Origin of the sequence: Clostridioides sp. ES-S-0010-02, assembly GCA_020641055.1 — a bacterium.
Lineage (GTDB): Bacteria > Bacillota > Clostridia > Peptostreptococcales > Peptostreptococcaceae > Clostridioides.
The window spans coordinates 3,974,454-3,994,064 of record CP067345.1; the positions used below are offsets into that span (position 1 = coordinate 3,974,454).

General features: G+C 30.0%; 15 protein-coding genes and 1 rRNA gene. 3 read left to right on the top strand and 13 right to left on the bottom strand.

What is annotated here, in order from left to right; translation table 11 throughout:
* Positions 1–241: 241 nt before the first annotated feature.
* The 3 genes from JJC01_18425 to JJC01_18435 all read right to left on the bottom strand — a co-directional run bounded on the left by JJC01_18425 (position 242) and on the right by JJC01_18435 (position 5,061).
* Positions 242–1,744, bottom strand: a 16S ribosomal RNA gene (locus JJC01_18425).
* A 538-nt stretch (positions 1,745–2,282) separates the two neighbouring features.
* Entirely contained in the window at positions 2,283–4,673 is a 2,391-nt protein-coding gene (cadA, locus tag JJC01_18430; GenBank protein UDN58107.1) for a cadmium-translocating P-type ATPase, read from the bottom strand.
* 22 nt (positions 4,674–4,695) lie between these two features.
* The gene (locus JJC01_18435; GenBank protein ID UDN58108.1) at positions 4,696–5,061 is read right to left on the bottom strand and encodes a helix-turn-helix domain-containing protein; all 366 of its coding nucleotides are present in this window, start codon (positions 5,059–5,061) and stop codon (positions 4,696–4,698) included.
* A gap of 202 nt (positions 5,062–5,263) precedes the next feature.
* Here JJC01_18435 and JJC01_18440 point away from each other — a divergent pair, with 202 nt between their 5' ends.
* A complete protein-coding gene (locus JJC01_18440; GenBank protein ID UDN58109.1) occupies positions 5,264–6,124 on the top strand; it encodes a hypothetical protein in 861 nt (286 codons plus the stop codon).
* 902 nt (positions 6,125–7,026) lie between these two features.
* Here JJC01_18440 and JJC01_18445 read toward each other — a convergent pair.
* Positions 7,027–8,115 carry a hypothetical protein gene (locus JJC01_18445; protein ID UDN58110.1) on the bottom strand — a complete coding sequence of 363 codons (1,089 nt, stop codon included), beginning with the start codon at positions 8,113–8,115 and terminating at the stop codon, positions 7,027–7,029.
* Positions 8,116–8,240: 125 nt separating this feature from the next.
* Between JJC01_18445 and JJC01_18450 the strand changes: the two genes are divergently transcribed.
* Complete coding sequence (locus JJC01_18450; GenBank protein ID UDN58111.1) at positions 8,241–8,969, top strand: HAD-IB family hydrolase; 729 nt, start codon at positions 8,241–8,243, stop codon at positions 8,967–8,969.
* A 323-nt stretch (positions 8,970–9,292) separates the two neighbouring features.
* Here the strand turns inward: JJC01_18450 and JJC01_18455 are convergent, their stop codons facing one another.
* From JJC01_18455 to JJC01_18470, 4 genes are all read right to left on the bottom strand, one after another.
* Positions 9,293–9,790, bottom strand: a complete 498-nt coding sequence (locus JJC01_18455; protein UDN58112.1) for a hypothetical protein — start codon at positions 9,788–9,790, stop codon at positions 9,293–9,295.
* Between the two features lie 10 nt (positions 9,791–9,800).
* Complete coding sequence (locus JJC01_18460; GenBank protein ID UDN58113.1) at positions 9,801–10,244, bottom strand: hypothetical protein; 444 nt, start codon at positions 10,242–10,244, stop codon at positions 9,801–9,803.
* Entirely contained in the window at positions 10,234–11,073 is an 840-nt protein-coding gene (locus JJC01_18465; GenBank protein ID UDN58114.1) for a hypothetical protein, read from the bottom strand. The genes JJC01_18460 and JJC01_18465 overlap by 11 nt, the downstream gene beginning before the upstream one ends.
* A 411-nt stretch (positions 11,074–11,484) precedes the next feature.
* Positions 11,485–12,099 (bottom strand): TetR/AcrR family transcriptional regulator C-terminal domain-containing protein, encoded by a 615-nt coding sequence (locus JJC01_18470; GenBank protein ID UDN58115.1) that lies wholly within the window; start codon positions 12,097–12,099, stop codon positions 11,485–11,487.
* Positions 12,100–12,364: 265 nt separating this feature from the next.
* Between JJC01_18470 and JJC01_18475 the strand changes: the two genes are divergently transcribed.
* A complete protein-coding gene (locus JJC01_18475; GenBank protein ID UDN58116.1) occupies positions 12,365–13,009 on the top strand; it encodes a nitroreductase family protein in 645 nt (214 codons plus the stop codon).
* Positions 13,010–13,374: 365 nt separating this feature from the next.
* On the opposite strand, the gene JJC01_18480 is transcribed toward JJC01_18475, so the two are convergent.
* The 5 genes from JJC01_18480 to JJC01_18500 form a co-directional block, all read right to left on the bottom strand.
* Positions 13,375–14,760, bottom strand: coding sequence for an amidohydrolase (locus tag JJC01_18480; GenBank protein UDN60216.1), 1,386 nt, complete (start codon positions 14,758–14,760; stop codon positions 13,375–13,377).
* A gap of 164 nt (positions 14,761–14,924) precedes the next feature.
* A complete protein-coding gene (locus tag JJC01_18485) occupies positions 14,925–15,668 on the bottom strand; it encodes a cytoplasmic protein (GenBank protein ID UDN58117.1) in 744 nt (247 codons plus the stop codon).
* A 19-nt stretch (positions 15,669–15,687) separates the two neighbouring features.
* Entirely contained in the window at positions 15,688–16,950 is a 1,263-nt protein-coding gene (locus JJC01_18490) for a M20 family metallopeptidase (GenBank protein UDN58118.1), read from the bottom strand.
* A gap of 154 nt (positions 16,951–17,104) precedes the next feature.
* Positions 17,105–18,103: a ribose ABC transporter permease gene (locus tag JJC01_18495; GenBank protein UDN58119.1), complete on the bottom strand. Its 999-nt coding sequence runs from the start codon at positions 18,101–18,103 to the stop codon at positions 17,105–17,107.
* Positions 18,087–19,598 (bottom strand): sugar ABC transporter ATP-binding protein, encoded by a 1,512-nt coding sequence (locus JJC01_18500; GenBank protein ID UDN58120.1) that lies wholly within the window; start codon positions 19,596–19,598, stop codon positions 18,087–18,089. Before JJC01_18500 ends, JJC01_18495 begins: the two co-directional genes overlap by 17 nt.
* Positions 19,599–19,611: the final 13 nt, after the last annotated feature.

Sequence of the window (19,611 nt, forward strand, 5' to 3'; positions counted from 1 at the left end):
AGAAGCTATCAACTTCGATAATTTTAAAAAGTTATCAGCTTTATATATTATAAATTAGATGTCATATCACTAAATATATATATGCAGTTTTCAAAGTGCTAAGGCACAGCGCCAACAGATAAATCCTGTTGCTTAAAGTGCTAACGCACGTCGCCAACGAATAAATTCCGTTGCTCAAAGTGCTAATTGAGTATTCGTAAAAACGAACCCTCAAAATTAAACAGTAGGCAATTCTCCTTAGAAAGGAGGTGATCCAGCCGCACCTTCCGATACGGCTACCTTGTTACGACTTCACCCCAGTTATTGATTCCACCTTCGACGACTTCTTCCAAAAGGTTAGATAATCGGCTTCGGGCGTCTCCAACTCCCGTGGTGTGACGGGCGGTGTGTACAAGACCCGGGAACGCATTCACCGCAGCATTCTGATCTGCGATTACTAGTAACTCCAGCTTCATGTAGGCGAGTTTCAGCCTACAATCCGAACTGAGAGTAGCTTTAAGGGATTAGCTCCACCTTACGGCTTGGCAACCCTCTGTACTACCCATTGTAGCACGTGTGTAGCCCTAAGCATAAGGGGCATGATGATTTGACGTCATCCCCACCTTCCTCCAGGTTATCCCTGGCAGTCTCTCTAGAGTGCCCAACTTAATGATGGCAACTAAAGACAAGGGTTGCGCTCGTTGCGGGACTTAACCCAACATCTCACGACACGAGCTGACGACAACCATGCACCACCTGTCACCAATGTCCCCGAAGGGAACTCTCCGATTAAGGAGATGTCATTAGGATGTCAAGCTTAGGTAAGGTTCTTCGCGTTGCTTCGAATTAAACCACATGCTCCGCTACTTGTGCGGGTCCCCGTCAATTCCTTTGAGTTTCACTCTTGCGAGCGTACTTCCCAGGCGGAGTACTTAATGCGTTAGCTGCGGCACCGAGGGGGGTAACCCCCGACACCTAGTACTCATCGTTTACAGCGTGGACTACCAGGGTATCTAATCCTGTTTGCTCCCCACGCTTTCGTGCCTCAGCGTCAGTTACAGTCCAGAGAGCCGCCTTCGCAACTGGTGTTCCTCCTAATATCTACGCATTTCACCGCTACACTAGGAATTCCACTCTCCTCTCCTGCACTCAAGTCTCCCAGTTTCAAGAGCTTACTACGGTTGAGCCGTAGCCTTTCACTCCTGACTTGAAAGACCGCCTACGCACCCTTTACGCCCAGTAAATCCGGATAACGCTAGCCCCCTACGTATTACCGCGGCTGCTGGCACGTAGTTAGCCGGGGCTTCCTCCTCAAGTACCGTCATTATCTTCCTTGAGGACAGAGTTTTACGACCCGAAGGCCTTCATCACTCACGCGGCGTTGCTGCATCAGGCTTTCGCCCATTGTGCAATATTCCCCACTGCTGCCTCCCGTAGGAGTTTGGACCGTGTCTCAGTTCCAATGTGGCCGATCACCCTCTCAGGTCGGCTACTGATCGTCGCCTTGGTAAGCCGTTACCTTACCAACTAGCTAATCAGACGCGGGTCCATCCTGTACTGGCTCACCTTTGATATTCAAGAGATGCCTCTCAAATATGTTATCCCGTATTAGCATACCTTTCGGTATGTTATCCGTGTGTACAGGGTAGGTTACCCACGCGTTACTCACCCGTCCGCCGCTCTTTACCGAAGTAAATCGCTCAACTTGCATGTGTTAGGCACGCCGCCAGCGTTCATCCTGAGCCAGGATCAAACTCTCAAATAAAAGTTTATCAGGCTCAGATACTATTGTTATCTAAATATCTGGCTTTATGGTTTGTTTCTTGTTTTTATAAATTAACCTACTGTTTAATTTTCAAAGTTCATTTTTCATGTTTGCCCTTTTCTTAAGGACAAGTAATACTATATCACCTTAAAAATAATTCGTCAACACTTTTTAAATTATTTTTTTGATTTTTTTTAATTTCCATTGTCATATATTCCATCATAATGTAGTAATACCATAGTCTCAATCAATTTTAATATATTTATAATTTTTTATAAAAAATCACATTTGCTTATCTTAACTATTAATATTTTAAATATTTCTATATACAAATTCAACAGTTATAATAGAATTATCCCTATATAGATTGAAAAAATACAGTAGAAAACACAGACAATAAATAAGAATATAGAAATAGATATAAATAAATATAATAATAAAAGAAGAAGTATTAATACAGTTAGAATAAACTTATCAATACTTCTTCTTTTATTATTTATCTTTTAATATTATAATCTATTCATTTTTAACTTACATATTATCTCATAGCTCTCATAGCATTTAGTACTGCAATAAGTGCTACCCCTACATCAGCAAATATAGCCTCCCACATAGTAGCTATTCCTCCAGCTCCTAATGCCATAACTATAACTTTTACACCTAGAGCAAATATTATATTTTGCCATACTATCTTATTAGTCTTATTTGCTATTTCAATGGCTTTAGATATTTTACTTGGTTCATCTGTCATAAGTACCACATCTGCTGCTTCAATAGCTGCATCTGAACCTAAACCTCCCATTGCTATACCAACATCCGCTCTGGCTAAAACTGGTGCATCATTTATTCCATCACCAACAAAAGCTATTTTTTCTTTTTCTGTTCTACCTTCATACAACTCTTCTAGTCTATCTACCTTTTCATTAGGAAGTAAATTAGAGTAAACTGTATCTAACTCCAACTCTTTAGCAATGTTTTTTGCTACTTTTTCATTATCTCCAGTTAACATTACAACTTTTTTTACTCCTATTGATTTTAAACTTCTTATGGCATTTTTACTATCTTCTTTTATCTCATCAGATATAACTATATAACCTCTATACATTTTATCAACAGCAATATACACTACTGTTCCTACTTCTTTAGCTGGTGAATAGAGTATATTTTCCTTTTTCATAAGTTTTTCATTACCTGCCAATATAAGTTGACCATTGTATTTTACTCTGATTCCATAGGCTGCTATTTCCTCATAACTATCTATTGTATTTAAATCAATTTTTTTACTATAGTAGCTTAATATAGACTTTGCTATTGGATGATTTGAATTTACTTCTGCAAGAACTGCATATTGCAATAATTCTTCTTCTGATATTCCCACAGGATTTAACTTAGTTACATTAAACACACCTTTAGTAAGAGTTCCTGTTTTGTCAAACACTACTGTATCTACACTTCTTAAAGCCTCTAAGTAATTACTTCCCTTTATAAGTATTCCATTTTTAGATGCAAATCCAATCCCACTAAAGAAACTAAGTGGTATTGATAAAACTAATGCACAAGGACAAGAAACAACTAAGAATATCAACCCTCTGTATAGCCAATCACTAAATACTTCACCTGAAATAACAAGTGGTGGTACAAATGCTATCAATAAAGCAGCTATAACTACTACTGGAGTATAGTATCTTGAAAATTTAGATATAAAATTTTCTGTTTTTGATTTTTTAATGCTAGAATTTTCAACAAGGTCAAGTATTTTTGAAACTGTTGACTCTCCAAAGCTCTTTGTAACCTCAATAGTAAGTAAAGCATTCTTATTTATAACACCTGATAAAATTTCGTCTCCTTTTTCAACTTCCCTTAATACAGACTCACCTGTAAGTGCAGAAGTGTCTAACATAGATACTCCATCTACTACTACACCATCCAATGGCACTTTTTCACCAGGTTTTACTACTATTATATCACCTATATTTACTTCTTCTGGAGATACTACTTTCACTTCAGAGTTAACTTTTAGGTTTGCATAATCTGGTCTTATTTGCATAAGTGAAGTTATAGACTTTCTAGACTTTCCAACCGCAACACCTTGTAAATACTCTCCTACCTTATAGAAAAGCATAACTCCTACTGCTTCTGATAGTTCTCCTATTAATAATGCCCCTACTGTTGCTAGAGCCATTAAGAAGTTTTCATCAAATACTCTTCCTTTTGATATATTTCTTATTGCTCTTAAAAGTACATCTCCACCTACTATCACATAAGCAACTATAAATACTATATTGCTAAATTGACTTTCAAATCCTGTTGCTGTTTGATATATACCAAAAATATATACAAGAGCTCCTATTATAAGTGGAATTAATTCTTTTTTATTTGTATCGCTCACAGTTTCTGACTTTTCAACCGTTCTAGATTTTGTTTTATCAGAAGACTCTACTTGTATATCAAGTCCTGGTTCTGTTGAGTCTATTATTTCTTTTATTTTATTTATAACAGCATCTTCTTCAAAAGTACTTATTATGTTTACTGTAAGTTTTTTATTTACAAAATTCAAATTAGAAGATTCAACCTCTTTTAGTTTAGAAACTTTGTTGTTAATCTCTTCTGCACAATGTGCACAATTTAACCCTCCTAATATAAGCTCCTTTTTAGCTGATGTTTTGTTGGCTATTGTATTGTCTTTAGAGCTTATTTGTATATTAAGTCCTGGTTCTGTTGAATCTATTATCTCTATTATCTTTTCTATAGTATTTTCTTCATCAAAACTATTTTCTATATTTACTGTAAGTTTTTTATTTATAAAATTTAGATTAGAAGACTTAACCTCTTGTAGCTTAGAAACTTTGTTGTTAATCTCTTCTGCACAATGCGCACAATTCAATCCTCCTAATACAAATTCCTTTTTAATTATATTATTTGCTTCCATATATATTCACTCCTCTCATTTATCATTTATAAGTCTCTCTAATATGATTTAATCCACAGTCAAATATTTGACTTATATGGCTATCATCTAATGAGTAATATACCGTCTTTCCTTCTCTTCTAAATTTTACTAACCTAGCCTGTTTTAATACTCTAAGTTGGTGAGATATTGCAGAGTGAGTCATATTTAATAAACTTGCTATATCACATACACACATTTCATTTGCAAATAATGCATATAATATCTTTACTCTAGTAGTATCTCCAAATACTTTAAATAATTCTGCTAAATCATATAACATTTCTTCATCTGGCATAGTTGACTTAGCTTCTGTTACTATTTCCTCATGTATTATATTACAACTACAATCATTTATCTCTTCTCTCATTATATAATCCTCCATTATTTTAATATATGAATAACTGTTCATATGTTCATTATATGCTATTATATATAATTTCGCAACAATATTTTTTTATTTATTTAATAATAATTAGAATGCACATATTATGGAGTTTTTTAATATATATATTATTAGAATAAGTTTTTGTAAACTTTTTTATAGTTTTTCTAGGAGGTGCAAGTTTAATATGAGTAATAAGAAAAAAAAGAACTTAGATACTAGCTACATGCCTTACTTAGACCCTGCTAATTATGCAGATTATATTACTAATGAAGAAATTCCTCAAGATGAGTTGAGAAATGACCCACAAATCCCTAGTGGTTATACAAAAATACCTAATAATCAGAATATAAGTAACATTTATCCTAATAGCGTAAATAATTATCCTAAAAGTAGTAATTCTCCAAACAACTTGCCTAACACAAATAATACATCTGGAAATATGAACTACAACACATCTACTCCAAACAATATGCCTAACAACATGAACTATAATACATCTAATAATATGAACAATATGGGTGTACCCACTAATATGTCTGGTAACATGAATAACAATATGGGTATGCCTAACAACATGTCTGGTAACATGAATAATAATATGGGTATGCCTAACAGCATGTCTAGTAACATGAATAATAATATGGGTATGCCTAATAACATGTCTGGTAATATGAATAATAATATGGGTATGCCTAATAACATGTCTGGTAACATGAATAACAATATGGGTATGCCTAACAATATGTCTGGCAACATGAATAATATGGGGTATAATATGAATAACATGTCTGGCAACATGAATAATATGGGATATAATATGAATAACATGGGTATTCCTAACTTATCATGTAATCAAAATATGCCTCCTAATGTACTTATGATGATACCAGGTGTTATATGTCATAATACAATGAATGGTATGCCTGTAGTTATGCCTAGTAATATGCCTTCTAACATGTATCCGACTCCTTATGGTTCTAGTAATATGTCTATACAAGGCATGCCACAAACTAATATTGAGGAGTTTGATGAGGAAGAAATGTAAAATATTTTTATTTTTTAAATAAATTGTATAAGACCTTAATAATTGAACATAATAGTAAATGTATTCCTCATAATATTCCCCCAATATTATTATAGGTATAAAATTTTGATTGAATATCCTTTTATTTAGTCAAAAAATATTAACATAATCTAATAAAATAAATGTAAATAAAAAATCAGATAAAATAAAATTTTATCTGATTTTTTATTTACATTTAACTTAATACTTAAAAAATATCCCTGCATATCACTATTTGTTTGATGTTTATGGAAGTAACCCACAAATCCTTGAATGGAGTAATCAATTACATCACTTATATCTTCATTAACTATACCAAAAAACATGCTGGCATTTTCTTCTCTTTTAGATTGTCAAGGATACATGGTCTACACTCTTTCTCATATTTTTTGGATTTATTTGGCAGTTCTCAACTTAAGTTTACTAACTCTATGTTATAATGACTCTAACAAGTCATTATCTTGTTTATAGTAGGCATTATTTTGAATAAAATATGTGTATTTTACTTTTCTGGAACTGGTATGATTCTAATATATTTACAAATAAATAAAAGCTAGTAATTCTATTATAACTATCATTCATGACTCTTTAAGATTATTTTATTTTCATTATAAAACTTCATTGCTTCATCATATAACAATCATAAAATATATCTTACTCCCTATATATCTAGTAATATGTTTAGATACGGTATGCTAAAAACCAATATTGGCAAATATTATAAAAAAAAGAAATAAAATATTTTTATATAAATTGTATAAAATTTTAATAATTGACCACAATAATAAATGTATTCCTCATAATATTCCCCCAATATTATAGAAATAAATTTAAGCGAGATTAAATTCAGTTAATCTCGCTTAAATAATGTCAAAAATCATATACTATTCCAAAAAATCATCAAAGTCTATTGAATCTGACTCTGCAAAATCGTATAAAGCATTTTGCTCAAAGAAAAATTTTTCTTCAAATTTAATATATTTGCTATAATTAGACTGACTTATTTCATTAATACAATTACAATCATTATCACTATAAGTCCCTATAAAAAACTTGTTTCCCATTAAGTAATATATAGCTTTCATATCATTATTTATTATATATACATTTTCTTTAACATGGTCATTATTAAAATTAAATCTAGTAAAAAATATACCTTCATTCATATTACTTTTTAATAAGAACGGATTTTCTTCATAAAATACTTTTGCAAATTCCTCAGGTGAACTTACGCTATATACACTTACAAATTCACTCTTAGAAATTTCATCAAAAACTTCAAAATCGTACATAGGCTCTTTATCTGTTACTAGCATAGAATTGATTTTAAAACCAGTATCATTACATTTACTTATACAAAAGGCTATTTTACATGTATAATACCCATCATTATCTTCATATAAAGCCTCACTAATATACCTACCTTGTCCTTTATTGCTTACTGTATTTTTAAGTAATGTACCATTGATATTTGTAATATGCATATTTGCAATCTCGTCACTTCCTGAAAAGTATCTTAGGCTTTCTCTATCCCATGCTATAAACCTCATAGTCATATAGTTTATGAATTCAACTTCCTCATCAACTCTTTTACATATTTTATTATATAATTTTTCTATAGTTAAATCTGTTTTATAATTTTTTATAATGTCAATGTATTCACATTTATCTCCTGGCAATATATTGTTATAACAAATATTCTTATTTCCAAAATAAGATACTAAAAACAGAGATTCCTCCTCTGTTAATCCAATTCTATCTGAGCCAAATCCACCCATTAATCTTTCTTCTTCCCTATAAGCTTCTTCTTGTGTTGGATTTTTTAAACTCACATAATCCGCCAGACCTAATCCTTCTGCATCCAATAAAAAATATTGACAAAAGTGATTGTTTTTATTGTCTATCCAATTTATTATAAGACCCAAGCTCCCCATAAGTCTAGAATTTGTAACCTTTGCAAAATTAAAATTCATACAATCACGTCCTTTAAAATTTAAAATCTTTGTTTTTTAATATATAAATTATTATACATATATTTTAACAACTTAGGTATAATTTATAATATAATATAAGGAAATGATTAATTGAGGTGGTTTTTATGAAAAATATAGCAGCTTTTTTTGATATAGATGGTACTCTTTATAGGGACTCTCTTATGGTTGAACATTTTAAGAAATTAATTAAATATGATATAATTGACCAAAAAAATTGGTATAAACACGCCAGAGATACATTTATGGATTGGGATAAAAGACAAGGCAACTATGATGATTACTTACTAGAAATATGTAATCTTTATGTTGACTCCTTAAAAGGCTTAGACAAAACTTGCATTAATTTTACAAGTGACCAAGTAATTAAATTAAAAGCAGATAGAGTTTATAAATACACACGTTCAAGAATAGATTGGCATTTAAATCAAGGTCACATAGTTATCTTTATTTCTGGCAGCCCTGGGTTTTTGGTTGAAAAAATGGCTAAAAAATACAATGTAACTGACTTCTTAGGAAGTGATTATGTATTTGAAGATGATATATTTACAGGAACAGTCATACCAATGTGGGATTCTATAAGTAAAAATAACGCTATAAATGATTTTGTTGTAAAATATGATTTAGACCTATCAAATTCGTACGCTTATGGAGATACTAATGGCGATATAAATATGCTAAAAAGAGTTGGAAATCCAATAGCAATAAATCCTACAAAAGAACTTTTGGCTCAAATATCACTTAATAAGGAAATTTCTAAAAATGTTGAAATAATAGTAGAAAGAAAAGACATTATCTATTCTTTATCTACAGATGTGAATATGGTAGATATTTAATTTATATTAGCTCTTTTAAAGACTTATACAACAAAAGTCTTATTATAATAAAGGATGTCATCATTGAAGTGATATCCTTTATTTTTATTCATATTATATATTTTAGTTCATAGATGGTAAGTATCTATTTCAAATATAAAAATTGTTATTGCTAAAACATTAAAAGTTTGTATAACAACATAAAAAGACTCTGATATAAAAATCAAAGCCTTTTTTATTAAATAAACTCATACATATGTTAATTTTATTTTTATATTTCAATGTACCTTTGCAAATGTATTATTCATATAAAAATTAAAACCATTCTAAAGTAAAACATTAAGTCAGTTGTTATTTTTAAATAACATCTTTCTTAGTCTATTATTGTAATAATCTATAAAAGAACTATATACATAATCGTATATTATAAAGGCTACCTCAAATGAAGCTACTATAATAATATTTATTGGAATATAAACTATTGTCCTTAATATAAAGTACAATATAACTATCATTATATTTGCAAATACTACTTTCATAAGATACTCAATATATATTGACCTATCTTTTTCTATAAAATATTTAACAATACCATATATCCCAAAAGTAAGAGAATATACAATCCATTGAGATTTACTTGCCATTACTATAAATCCTAATGCTACAGAACCTATATAAAAAGCAATTCCACTTTTAAATCCCCATTCCATTATTACAATTGATACTAAAAGCGATGCTAACCCCATAATAAACAATGTATTTACAGGAATAATATTTGTAAGAGTTAACAGTATCACATTTAATGCTAATAAAACTCCTCCATAAGCAACTTTTATACTCATATTTATCATCCTAACAACAAGATATTAAATCTCCACCAAAACATTCACAACAGGAATCTAGACACCAAAGTTTAGCGCAGTTTTCACAACAATCATCACCTAGACAGCAACAACAGTCATCACAACAACAGCAACAACATCCATCTAAATCATTACGTCTTCTTCTATTATAATTATCAGCTCTATTGTTATATTCATTTCTATATTGTGTATAACTTCTAAGTGCATCATTGTATTCTTGATTTTCAGGCTCCATGAATTTTGCTCTCTTTAAGAAGTCTTCTCCTTCTTCATAATATCCAATATTCATCGCAGAAAAACCAGTTAGATAATACCACTCTGCACATTTGTCAGTTAATGTTTTTAAAAAATCATAGGCTTTTTTAAATTCACTATTTTCCATAAAAGCTCTTGCTCTCATAAAATTTTCATTATTATAAGTATTACTGTACATTCTTTCCACCTCTACTTTCTAATATATTCATGTATCTTAAATAAACTCCAGAATAAATTATATTTTCTATTATTCCAACGTTTTTATTTAGATTTAAATTATCAATTCCCCTAGCTAAAAAACCTAATGATGTTACAATTATTTTTTTTACTTTTTCTTTTAACTCATCATTTTTATCTATATATTCTATAAAAGGATTATATCTTCCTTTCTTAAAATCTTCATCTAAATCTTCATATGCATCTAGTAAATATATATATTTACCTATATTAAAGCCTATCATTCTTAGATTTCTCTCATTTTCATCTTTTTTATATGCAAATACTTCTCCCATTATATTTCCAAAGACATTAGACACTTCATCTATATTTATATTTTTGTCCTTTTCCAACTTATTTAATTCATTTAATTGTTGCTTTATATACTCAGCTTTTTCAGGATATTTCTCATAGGCTAAGTTTAATTTGTTTTTATATATATAATATGCTAATTTATCTTTTATGCGTTTATCATCCATTAAATTATCTTCCAATTTATAATACGTTAAAAGAACATTCATACTTGCTGCATATTCGGTAATATCATTTGTTATTATCTTTTTCTTCTTAAATGGACTGACTACACACACTTCTTCTGTACTTATAGACTCTGGCTTATATACTGAAGTTAATAAGATAATTAGAAATGTTATATCGTAGTTTAAAGAAAACCTTGAGATTTCTCCATGATTTCTTTTTAGATATTTACATAACCCACAATAATAAGCTTTGTAATGGTCATATTCTCTAAATGTTAAATCCATTTTGTTTATTTTAACATATCCAAACATAAATACTCCTTCTTGTACTACTTTTTATATAATAAATTATAATTTGTATTGTAACAATCTATATCTATAAATATCGCATTTAACTCTTTTATATTCACAATACTTCTTTATGGTTTATAAAAAGTATTGTGACTTACATAAATATTTACTTTGTTATCTATAAACTCATTATATTTATTTTCTAAATCATTTATTATATAGTACATTTATGTAAGTTTTTACTCTTTTTTACTTACTAATGTTATATATCCTTTTGACTTACTATGTGTTATCTCTAAGTTACTTATATCATTTAACAGTAGTATATCCTTTGCATTTGAACAAGTCATTATTTCTCTATTTTTTATTAATTATTATTATATCATTAATAAAATTATAATTCATTGTTTAGAATTATTTTTCTGATGGTTTTTATGAGTCTTTACGAATACCTACTGCTCTTAATGGACCAAGTAACGACATTCTAGCAAGTATCAGTGCCATTTCATCAGGAGATTCTTTCATGTTTTTTTCAAGCCAATATTGAATTACACCTAAGTCCGCTGAAAGTATATATTGTATAAAATATTCTTCCGAAATTATTGCCTCATCTATGTTAAAATTTTTTAATTTTTGTTTCTCAAACAGATTGATTTCAATAAATTTTTTTATTTTTCTTTCAAAGGTAGGGTCACCTTTTGGACCTAAAATAGATTTAATAATTACTGAATTTTTTCTAAAATATTCAAAAAGCTTTACCATAAATGGAAGAGGTTCATTTGAGGCATCCATGTTCATCATGTTGACTGAATCAAGGTGCTTAGTCTCTTCTTCAATTTCCTGTATTATTTCATTTTCAATTTTCTCTAACAAGTCATACTTATCAACATAATGCAGGTAGAAGGTTCCTCTATTTATATCTGCCCTTTGAGTTAAGTCAGTAACTGATATATTGTTAAATCCTTTCTCATCTATTAACTCTGCTAATGCAGACCTAATCATTTTTTTAGTACGTATTGTTCTTCTATCAACAGATACTTTTTTCATGAATTATTTCCTCGCTCTATATAAATTTTTTTAATTTTAATTGACAATTTTATATTAAATGTTTATTACTTAACAATTTAAATATTATTGTTCATTGCATAAATCAATATACATATTATAATATACATATAGATTATTAATCAACAATGTGTTCATAAAAAATAGCGAATTGATTTGAAGTAAATGTTTAATATGACCTAAAATTTCGCCTTTATATGAATACATTATAGGATATCTTAAGAATAAGTATTAATGGAGGATAAAAATGAACAATTTAGATAAAAACAATGTTAATGAAGTTTTGGATATGCTATTAAGAACTCGAAGATCCATAAGAAGTTTTACAAAAGAAGTACCTTCAAAAGAACTGGTTGAAAAAATAATTGAAACTGGAAGACTTGCACCTTATGCAATACTTGCAGTAGCAAAACAAACAGATTTCAGACATTTCTTTGTTATCTCAAATAACAGTTTACAAATGGATAAAATAAAAACTATTCTTATTGATGTTATTAAAACTCAAATATCAACCCATGAGAAGAAGGCCGATAATGACATAGCTCTACAATCCTTCATTACTTCTTTAAAGATGCAAGTTAAAAAAGGGGTTCTTGGTGTAGGGTCAGCACCTTATCTTATTATTGTGGCAGAACGTCGTGGAATACCAGCCATAGAACAAAAGTCATTATCTCATGTTATGCAGAATATGTGGCTTAAAGCAACTGCTTTAGGATTAGGTTTTGAACTTGTTAGTGTAATAGGAAGATTAAGTAATAATAAAGATTTTTGCGATATTTTAGGAGTACCAACAGGTGAATATGGCTTTGATGCCTGTACAATTGGTTTCCCTACAACATCTGTAATTAAGGAAGGCAGAGCCATTCCTCATCCATCAATAAAATGGATATAATAAATAATATTGAAAACCAAATATTTATAAACTATTCTTACATATTTTTAATAATAGATGACATGCTGTTTCTCAGAGGAATCTATAATTTAACTGAGCCTAAGATAATCAAATTAATTACAAACAAAGAATAAATATAATAAAAGGACTTATAAATTATAAGTCCTTTTATTGAGCCTGAAATTAAATTCTTTTCCTTCAACCCTGGTAAATAACTTTCCTGTATTTCTTTTAAAGTATATGTATACCATCATAATCAATTATTTTTACTTTTGTTTGTGTCTTAGAATTAATCGTTCCTATGGCTCTCAATATATATTTATACTAATTCATACAATTCAATCTTACTTACATTAAGTTAATTTTTAAATAATTGGAGTATATTCAAAACTGCCTAAAGTATCTTTTAATTCCTTTTTTGCTTTATCTACAATAGATTCATCAAGCATTACATCATTTATTGAACATGCTATAGATTTTGATGCTAACAACATCGCTTTAAATCCCATGTCAGAACCTGCACTAGCGCAAGATTGCCATGTATGAGCAGAAATACCAATAGGCCAAACTGAACAAGAACATTGTGCTGTGGGAGTTATGTAACTAACATCTCCAATATCTAATGATAGTGATATACAGTTATTATGAGTAAAGGTATCATCTGTAACTTCATCATGTAGATTCATCTTAGTAATTTCCTTGTTTCCACTTAATACACTAGACACACTAATTCTTTTATCTATAGAAACTGTTTCAACTAATTTTTTTGCAAAATAGTAGTCATCTTCATCATACTTTTGTACTCCTATCAATTTCATGTTTTTTGATAAAACATCTGTTAATATTGTATTTGGAATATAGTCATATACTCCACTTACAATATTATATTCCATACTAGTACCAGTCATCAATGCTGCTCCTTTTGCTATATCAACAATTCTGTCAAATACATCTCTTACATGCTCCATTTTAACTCCTCTTATGTAATACCATACTTCTGCAAAGTCTGGAACTATGTTTGGCATTTTTCCACCATTAGTAGTTACATAATGAACTCTACAGCTATCAAATATATGCTCTCTTAAATAGTTACAGCCTATGTTCATAAGTTCCACTGCATCAAGTGCACTTCTTCCGTTATAAGGAGCTTGTGCTGCATGTGCGCTAACACCCTTGTATCTAAACTTTACAGAATAATTAGCAAGAGTTGGAATTCTTATTGGAGTGTTTATATCAAATGGATGCCAACTAAATGCACAATCAATTCCATTAAAGAAACCTTTTTTTATCATTAATACTTTTCCTGACAAATCTTCTTCTGCTGGACATCCATAATATTTTATAGTTCCTTTCAATTTTTTTAGTTTGATTAGTTCCTTTATTGCAATTACAACTCCTATTGAACCCGTACCAAGTAAATTATGTCCACAACCATGACCCGCACCACCATCTGAAATAGGTTCTTTTGTAATGGATACTTTTTGAGACAAACCATCTAATGCATCATATTCACCTAAAACTGCTATAACTGGCTTACTTTCTCCATAGCTAGCTACAAATGCTGTATCCATATCCTCTAATTCATCTACACTAAAATCATGTTTTTTTAAATATTCTTTTTGTAAGTTTGAAGCATAATATTCTTTATATTGAAGTTCTGGATTTTTCCATATTTTATCTGATATATCTCTTAACTCTCCTTGTATTTTATCTATATAATCCATTATAAATTTTTTATTTGAATCATTTATATTAACCATATTCTCCTCCATAAGACTAATAATTATATTATTTGATTATATAAAATAATTATTTTTTAAATAGCTTCTATATTATAATCATTTTATATAAGAAAACCTCTTGACTTGTAAATTACACTTTATCAAGTAAGAGGTCTTTTAAATTTATAAAATTTTTAGCATGTTAACCAATCAAGCATATTAACCCATAATTTATTATAATATTTCCAATCAGTAAATTCTCTTGGACCCCAATGAGGTGCACAATCAGAACTAAAGATAGCAGATTTTCCTTTTCCAAATTCGCCAACAGCTACAAATGGGTCTCCTCCAATAGTCGCTAGCACAGGACAATTATCTTTAGCTATTGTCTTATTATATCCTAAAAACTGTGGCCATTCCTTTGGTATATCTTTTAAAACTGGATGTTCAGAATCAACAACGACTGGAGTTATTCCTGCTGGTTTTTCAACCCTATCATCTTTATCTATCATTGTTATTGGCAATACATCTTTGATAGCAGTTTCTCCAAATCTAGCTTTTGCATCTATACCTGTAAATGACATATATCCACCTACCATGATTAATGCTCCACCACTATTTACATACTCTTTAACTAACTCAAGTCTATCTGGTTTACTATTACAATCTATAAATGTACTATTAGATAATAAGAATGTATTAGAACCTATATCAGATAATATTATACAATCATACTCATTTAACTCTTCCAATTTATATGGAAAACTGTCTGCTGCTACATGTGCAGGCATATGAACTGCTTCATATCCTCCAGACTCTACTGCTTCTTTTAACCATTTTACTGCTTCTTCATAATGTGTTGTAACAAATGTGTCAAATCCCTTTATATGAGTTATATTTTTTACCCACGATTCCCCTACTATTAATACTTTTTTCATCTATATATTCCTCCTACTTTTATAAGTTTAATATTAGACTGGCATACATAAGTATACTGTCTAAATACTCTTGAATTTCAACATACTCATCTATTGAATGACATTGTTCTATTGAACCTGGCCCTAATATTAGTGTTGGGATTTTAGCTAAGTTTTTCATCAGTCTTGCATCATTTCCAGCCGTTGACCCCTTTATATTTAGCTTTCTTTCTAAGGTTTCTTCTAATATCTTTTGAGTATTAACTATAAATTCAGATTGCTTGTCCATCTCAAAACCTAATCCTGATTGATATATATTTATCTCTGGTTTATTATCTTTAAGCCACAAATCTCCATCAGCTCTTGTCATTATAACCTTAGTTATATCTTCCACAACTTGCTCATAACTCATTGTATTTGGCAAGAAATGTACACATAAATTAAATACACATTTATCTGGTACAGTAGAGCCTGCTGTTCCACCATTTATTACGCCTAGATTTATTGTAGGTGGAGGTAATAAAGCATGTTTATATCTCATAAGCCAATTATGTTCTAACTCTTTTATATCTTGGAGTAATAACATCGCCTTTTCTATAGCATTTACACCTTCCCACTTACTTCCACAGTGGAGAGATACACCTTTAACTTCAACCTCAAAGAATACAAATCCCATATGTGCAATTATTATGTCTTTCTCTGATGGTTCACAAATTACACAGTAATCTCCATCAATTCCATTCATAACTGCATTTATAGTTCCATTTCCTCCGCCTTCTTCATCTACCACTGACATTACCTTTATATTGCCAGGTATATTTAAGCCACTATCTTTTATAAGTTTTACAGCTAATATTGAAGCCATTAGACCAGATTTCATATCTGCAGTTCCAAGTCCATAAAGCTTCCCTTTATCTTCTGTAGCACAATATGGATTATATCTCCATTTTTTTATATCACCAGGTGGCATAGTATCTACATGACCATTAAAAACTATTGTCTTACCAGGCAAATTATCACTGTACTTACATATTAAATTATATCTATCATCATAATTGTGACCTAGATTACCTTCTTTATATATGTCTTTTGCCTTTTTAATTAAATCTTCGCTCATTTCTTGCCTATTTACACTAAAACCTATGGAATTTGCAAGTTTTTCAATATATTCTTGACCTTCCTTTTCAAATCCACCTAGTATTCCATGACCTACATCTTCGGTTTTGATACTTACAAGCTCTTTTAAATAGTCTATATATTCTTTTTTATTGCTATTTAATGTATCTAAGAGAATTTTTTTCATATTTCCTCCTAAGATTTATTTTCACATTTAAGATTTCAAAGTTAATATCCTCTGCTTAAATTACAATCTTTCTTTTTATTTAATACCTATCCTTTTTATTTAGCACCTATGCAAAACTAATAATTCTTATAGCTTACTAGTTAAGTAATATTTATTATTTTACTTTAGCTGATTTTTTTAATTTTATGTTATTTATCCATATAGCAAATAACATTACCAAACCTTTTATAATCATCTGATTATATGAAGATACACTCAATAGGTTTAATCCATTTCCTAATATTCCTATTATTCCAACACCTATACATGTACCTACTATAGAACCAGAACCACCCATCATATTAGTACCTCCAAGCACAACTGCTGCTATAGCATCCAATTCGGCTCCATCTCCAACAGTTGGTGAACCTGATGCTAAACGTGAAGATAATATTATTCCAGCTAAAGCTGTTAATAATCCAGCTAAGGCATATACTTTAACTATAACTTTATTTACTTTTACTCCACATAGTCTAGCTGCTTCTTCATTCCCACCTACAGCATGTACATGGCGTCCAAAATCAGTTCTTTTTAAGAGAAAATGTCCTGCTATTACGACTATAATCATAATTATAACTGGTATTGGTATTGGTCCAACATATCCTCTACCAAGCATCTTAAATGCATCTGTGTTTACTGATATAGGTCTCCCTCCTGTAAACACAAAGCTTGCTCCACTTATTATTGTCAACATAGCTAAAGTTACGATAAATGGTGGTAATTTTTGTGTCGAAATAATTGCACCTTTTATGATACCTAGTATTGTTCCAATTGCTAATGCCAGTAACATACCAACCCATACAGGTGCATTGTAATTCACTACTGTTGTAGCCCAAAATGTACCTACTAAAGCAATTACTGCTCCTACACTTAAGTCTATTCCTCCTGTAATTATTACAAAAGTCATCCCTACTGCAAGAATTGCATTTATTGATATTTGTCTTCCAACATTAATTAAATTATCTAAAGTTAAAAAATTAGATGAAGCTACACTCATTATTATAAAAATTATTACAAGTCCTATAGCTGCACTCCCCTGGTCTTTAAATACACTTGTTAATTTTGATAATAATGGAGATGAAGCATTTTCTTTATGCTTAGTTATTGAACTCATTAATTTTACCTCCAAAAGCCAATTTTAATACATTATTTTCAACCATTTCTTCACCTTCTAAAAAGCCACTTATATGACCCTCTCTCATAACCATTATCCTGTCACTCATTGATATCAACTCTGGTATCTCTGAAGATATCATTATGATACTTACGCCATCCTCTACCAAGTCACCCATTAGATTGTATATCTCTGCTTTAGCATTTACATCTATACCTCTAGTCGGTTCATCCATAATTAATATGTCTGGTTGTAATAAAAGCCATCTGGCTATTATAGCTTTTTGTTGGTTACCACCACTTAAGCTCTGTATAACCTGATTCATATGTGGAGTCTTTATTTTTAAAGCTTCTATGTATTTTTCTAAAACTTCTTTTTCTTTTTTTCTATCTATAACTGATTTAAATTTAGATACTTTCTTTAATCCTGCCATAGTTGTATTTTCTTTGACACTCATCTGTAAAAATAATCCAGTGCCCTTTCTATCTTCTGTTATCAAACCTAAACCATTTTCAATTGCATCCGATGGTGTTTTAAATTTAATTTCTTTATTATTTAAATATATTTTCCCAGAACTATATGTTCTAAGTCCAAATATAGCCTCTACGATTTCACTTCTCTTGCTTCCAACTAATCCACCTATTCCTAAAATTTCTCCTTTTCTTATATTAAAGCTGACATTATTAAAAACATTGTTTTTAGTTAGATTTTCTACCCTCATAATTTCTTCTTTGATTTCTACCTTTCTTTTAGGGAAAAATTGGTCTAATTTTCTATCTATCATTAAATTAACTAATTCTTCCTCAGATGATACTTCTTTGGTATTCAAAGTCGAAATCGTTTTCCCATCTCGCATTATAGTTATTCTGTCACAAATCTCAAAAAGTTCTTCCATTCTATGAGAAATATATATTATACTAACTCCACTACTCTTTAAATCATTTATAAGTCTAAAAAGTATCTCAGTTTCTTTTTTACTTATTGAAGATGTTGGCTCATCCATTATCAATACCTTAGTTTCTGATGATAAAACTCTTGCTATTTCAACCATTTGCTTTTGAGCTATACTAAGTTCTTTGACTAAGCTACTTGGATTTATATCTATTCCCATATTGTCAAAAATCTTTTTAGATTCTTCATTCATTTTTTTATCATTAGTTAAGACCTTGCCATTTATTTCTTTTCCCATAAAAATATTTTGTGCTACTGTCAATTCATCAAATACTGTTAATTCTTGATATATGGCATTTATACCTATTTTTTTAGAAATATCTGGTGATATATTTTCTATCTCTTTTCCTTCAAAAATAAATTTACCAGCAGTCTTTGCATGTGCACCAGTTAAAATCTTTATCATTGTTGATTTACCAGCACCATTTTCACCCAGTAGTGCATGAACTTCGCCATGAAATAACTCAAAATTAACATTATCCAACGCCCTAACTCCAGGAAATTCCTTAGCAATATTACTTAACTTTAGAATTATATTACTCATAATGACACTCCTT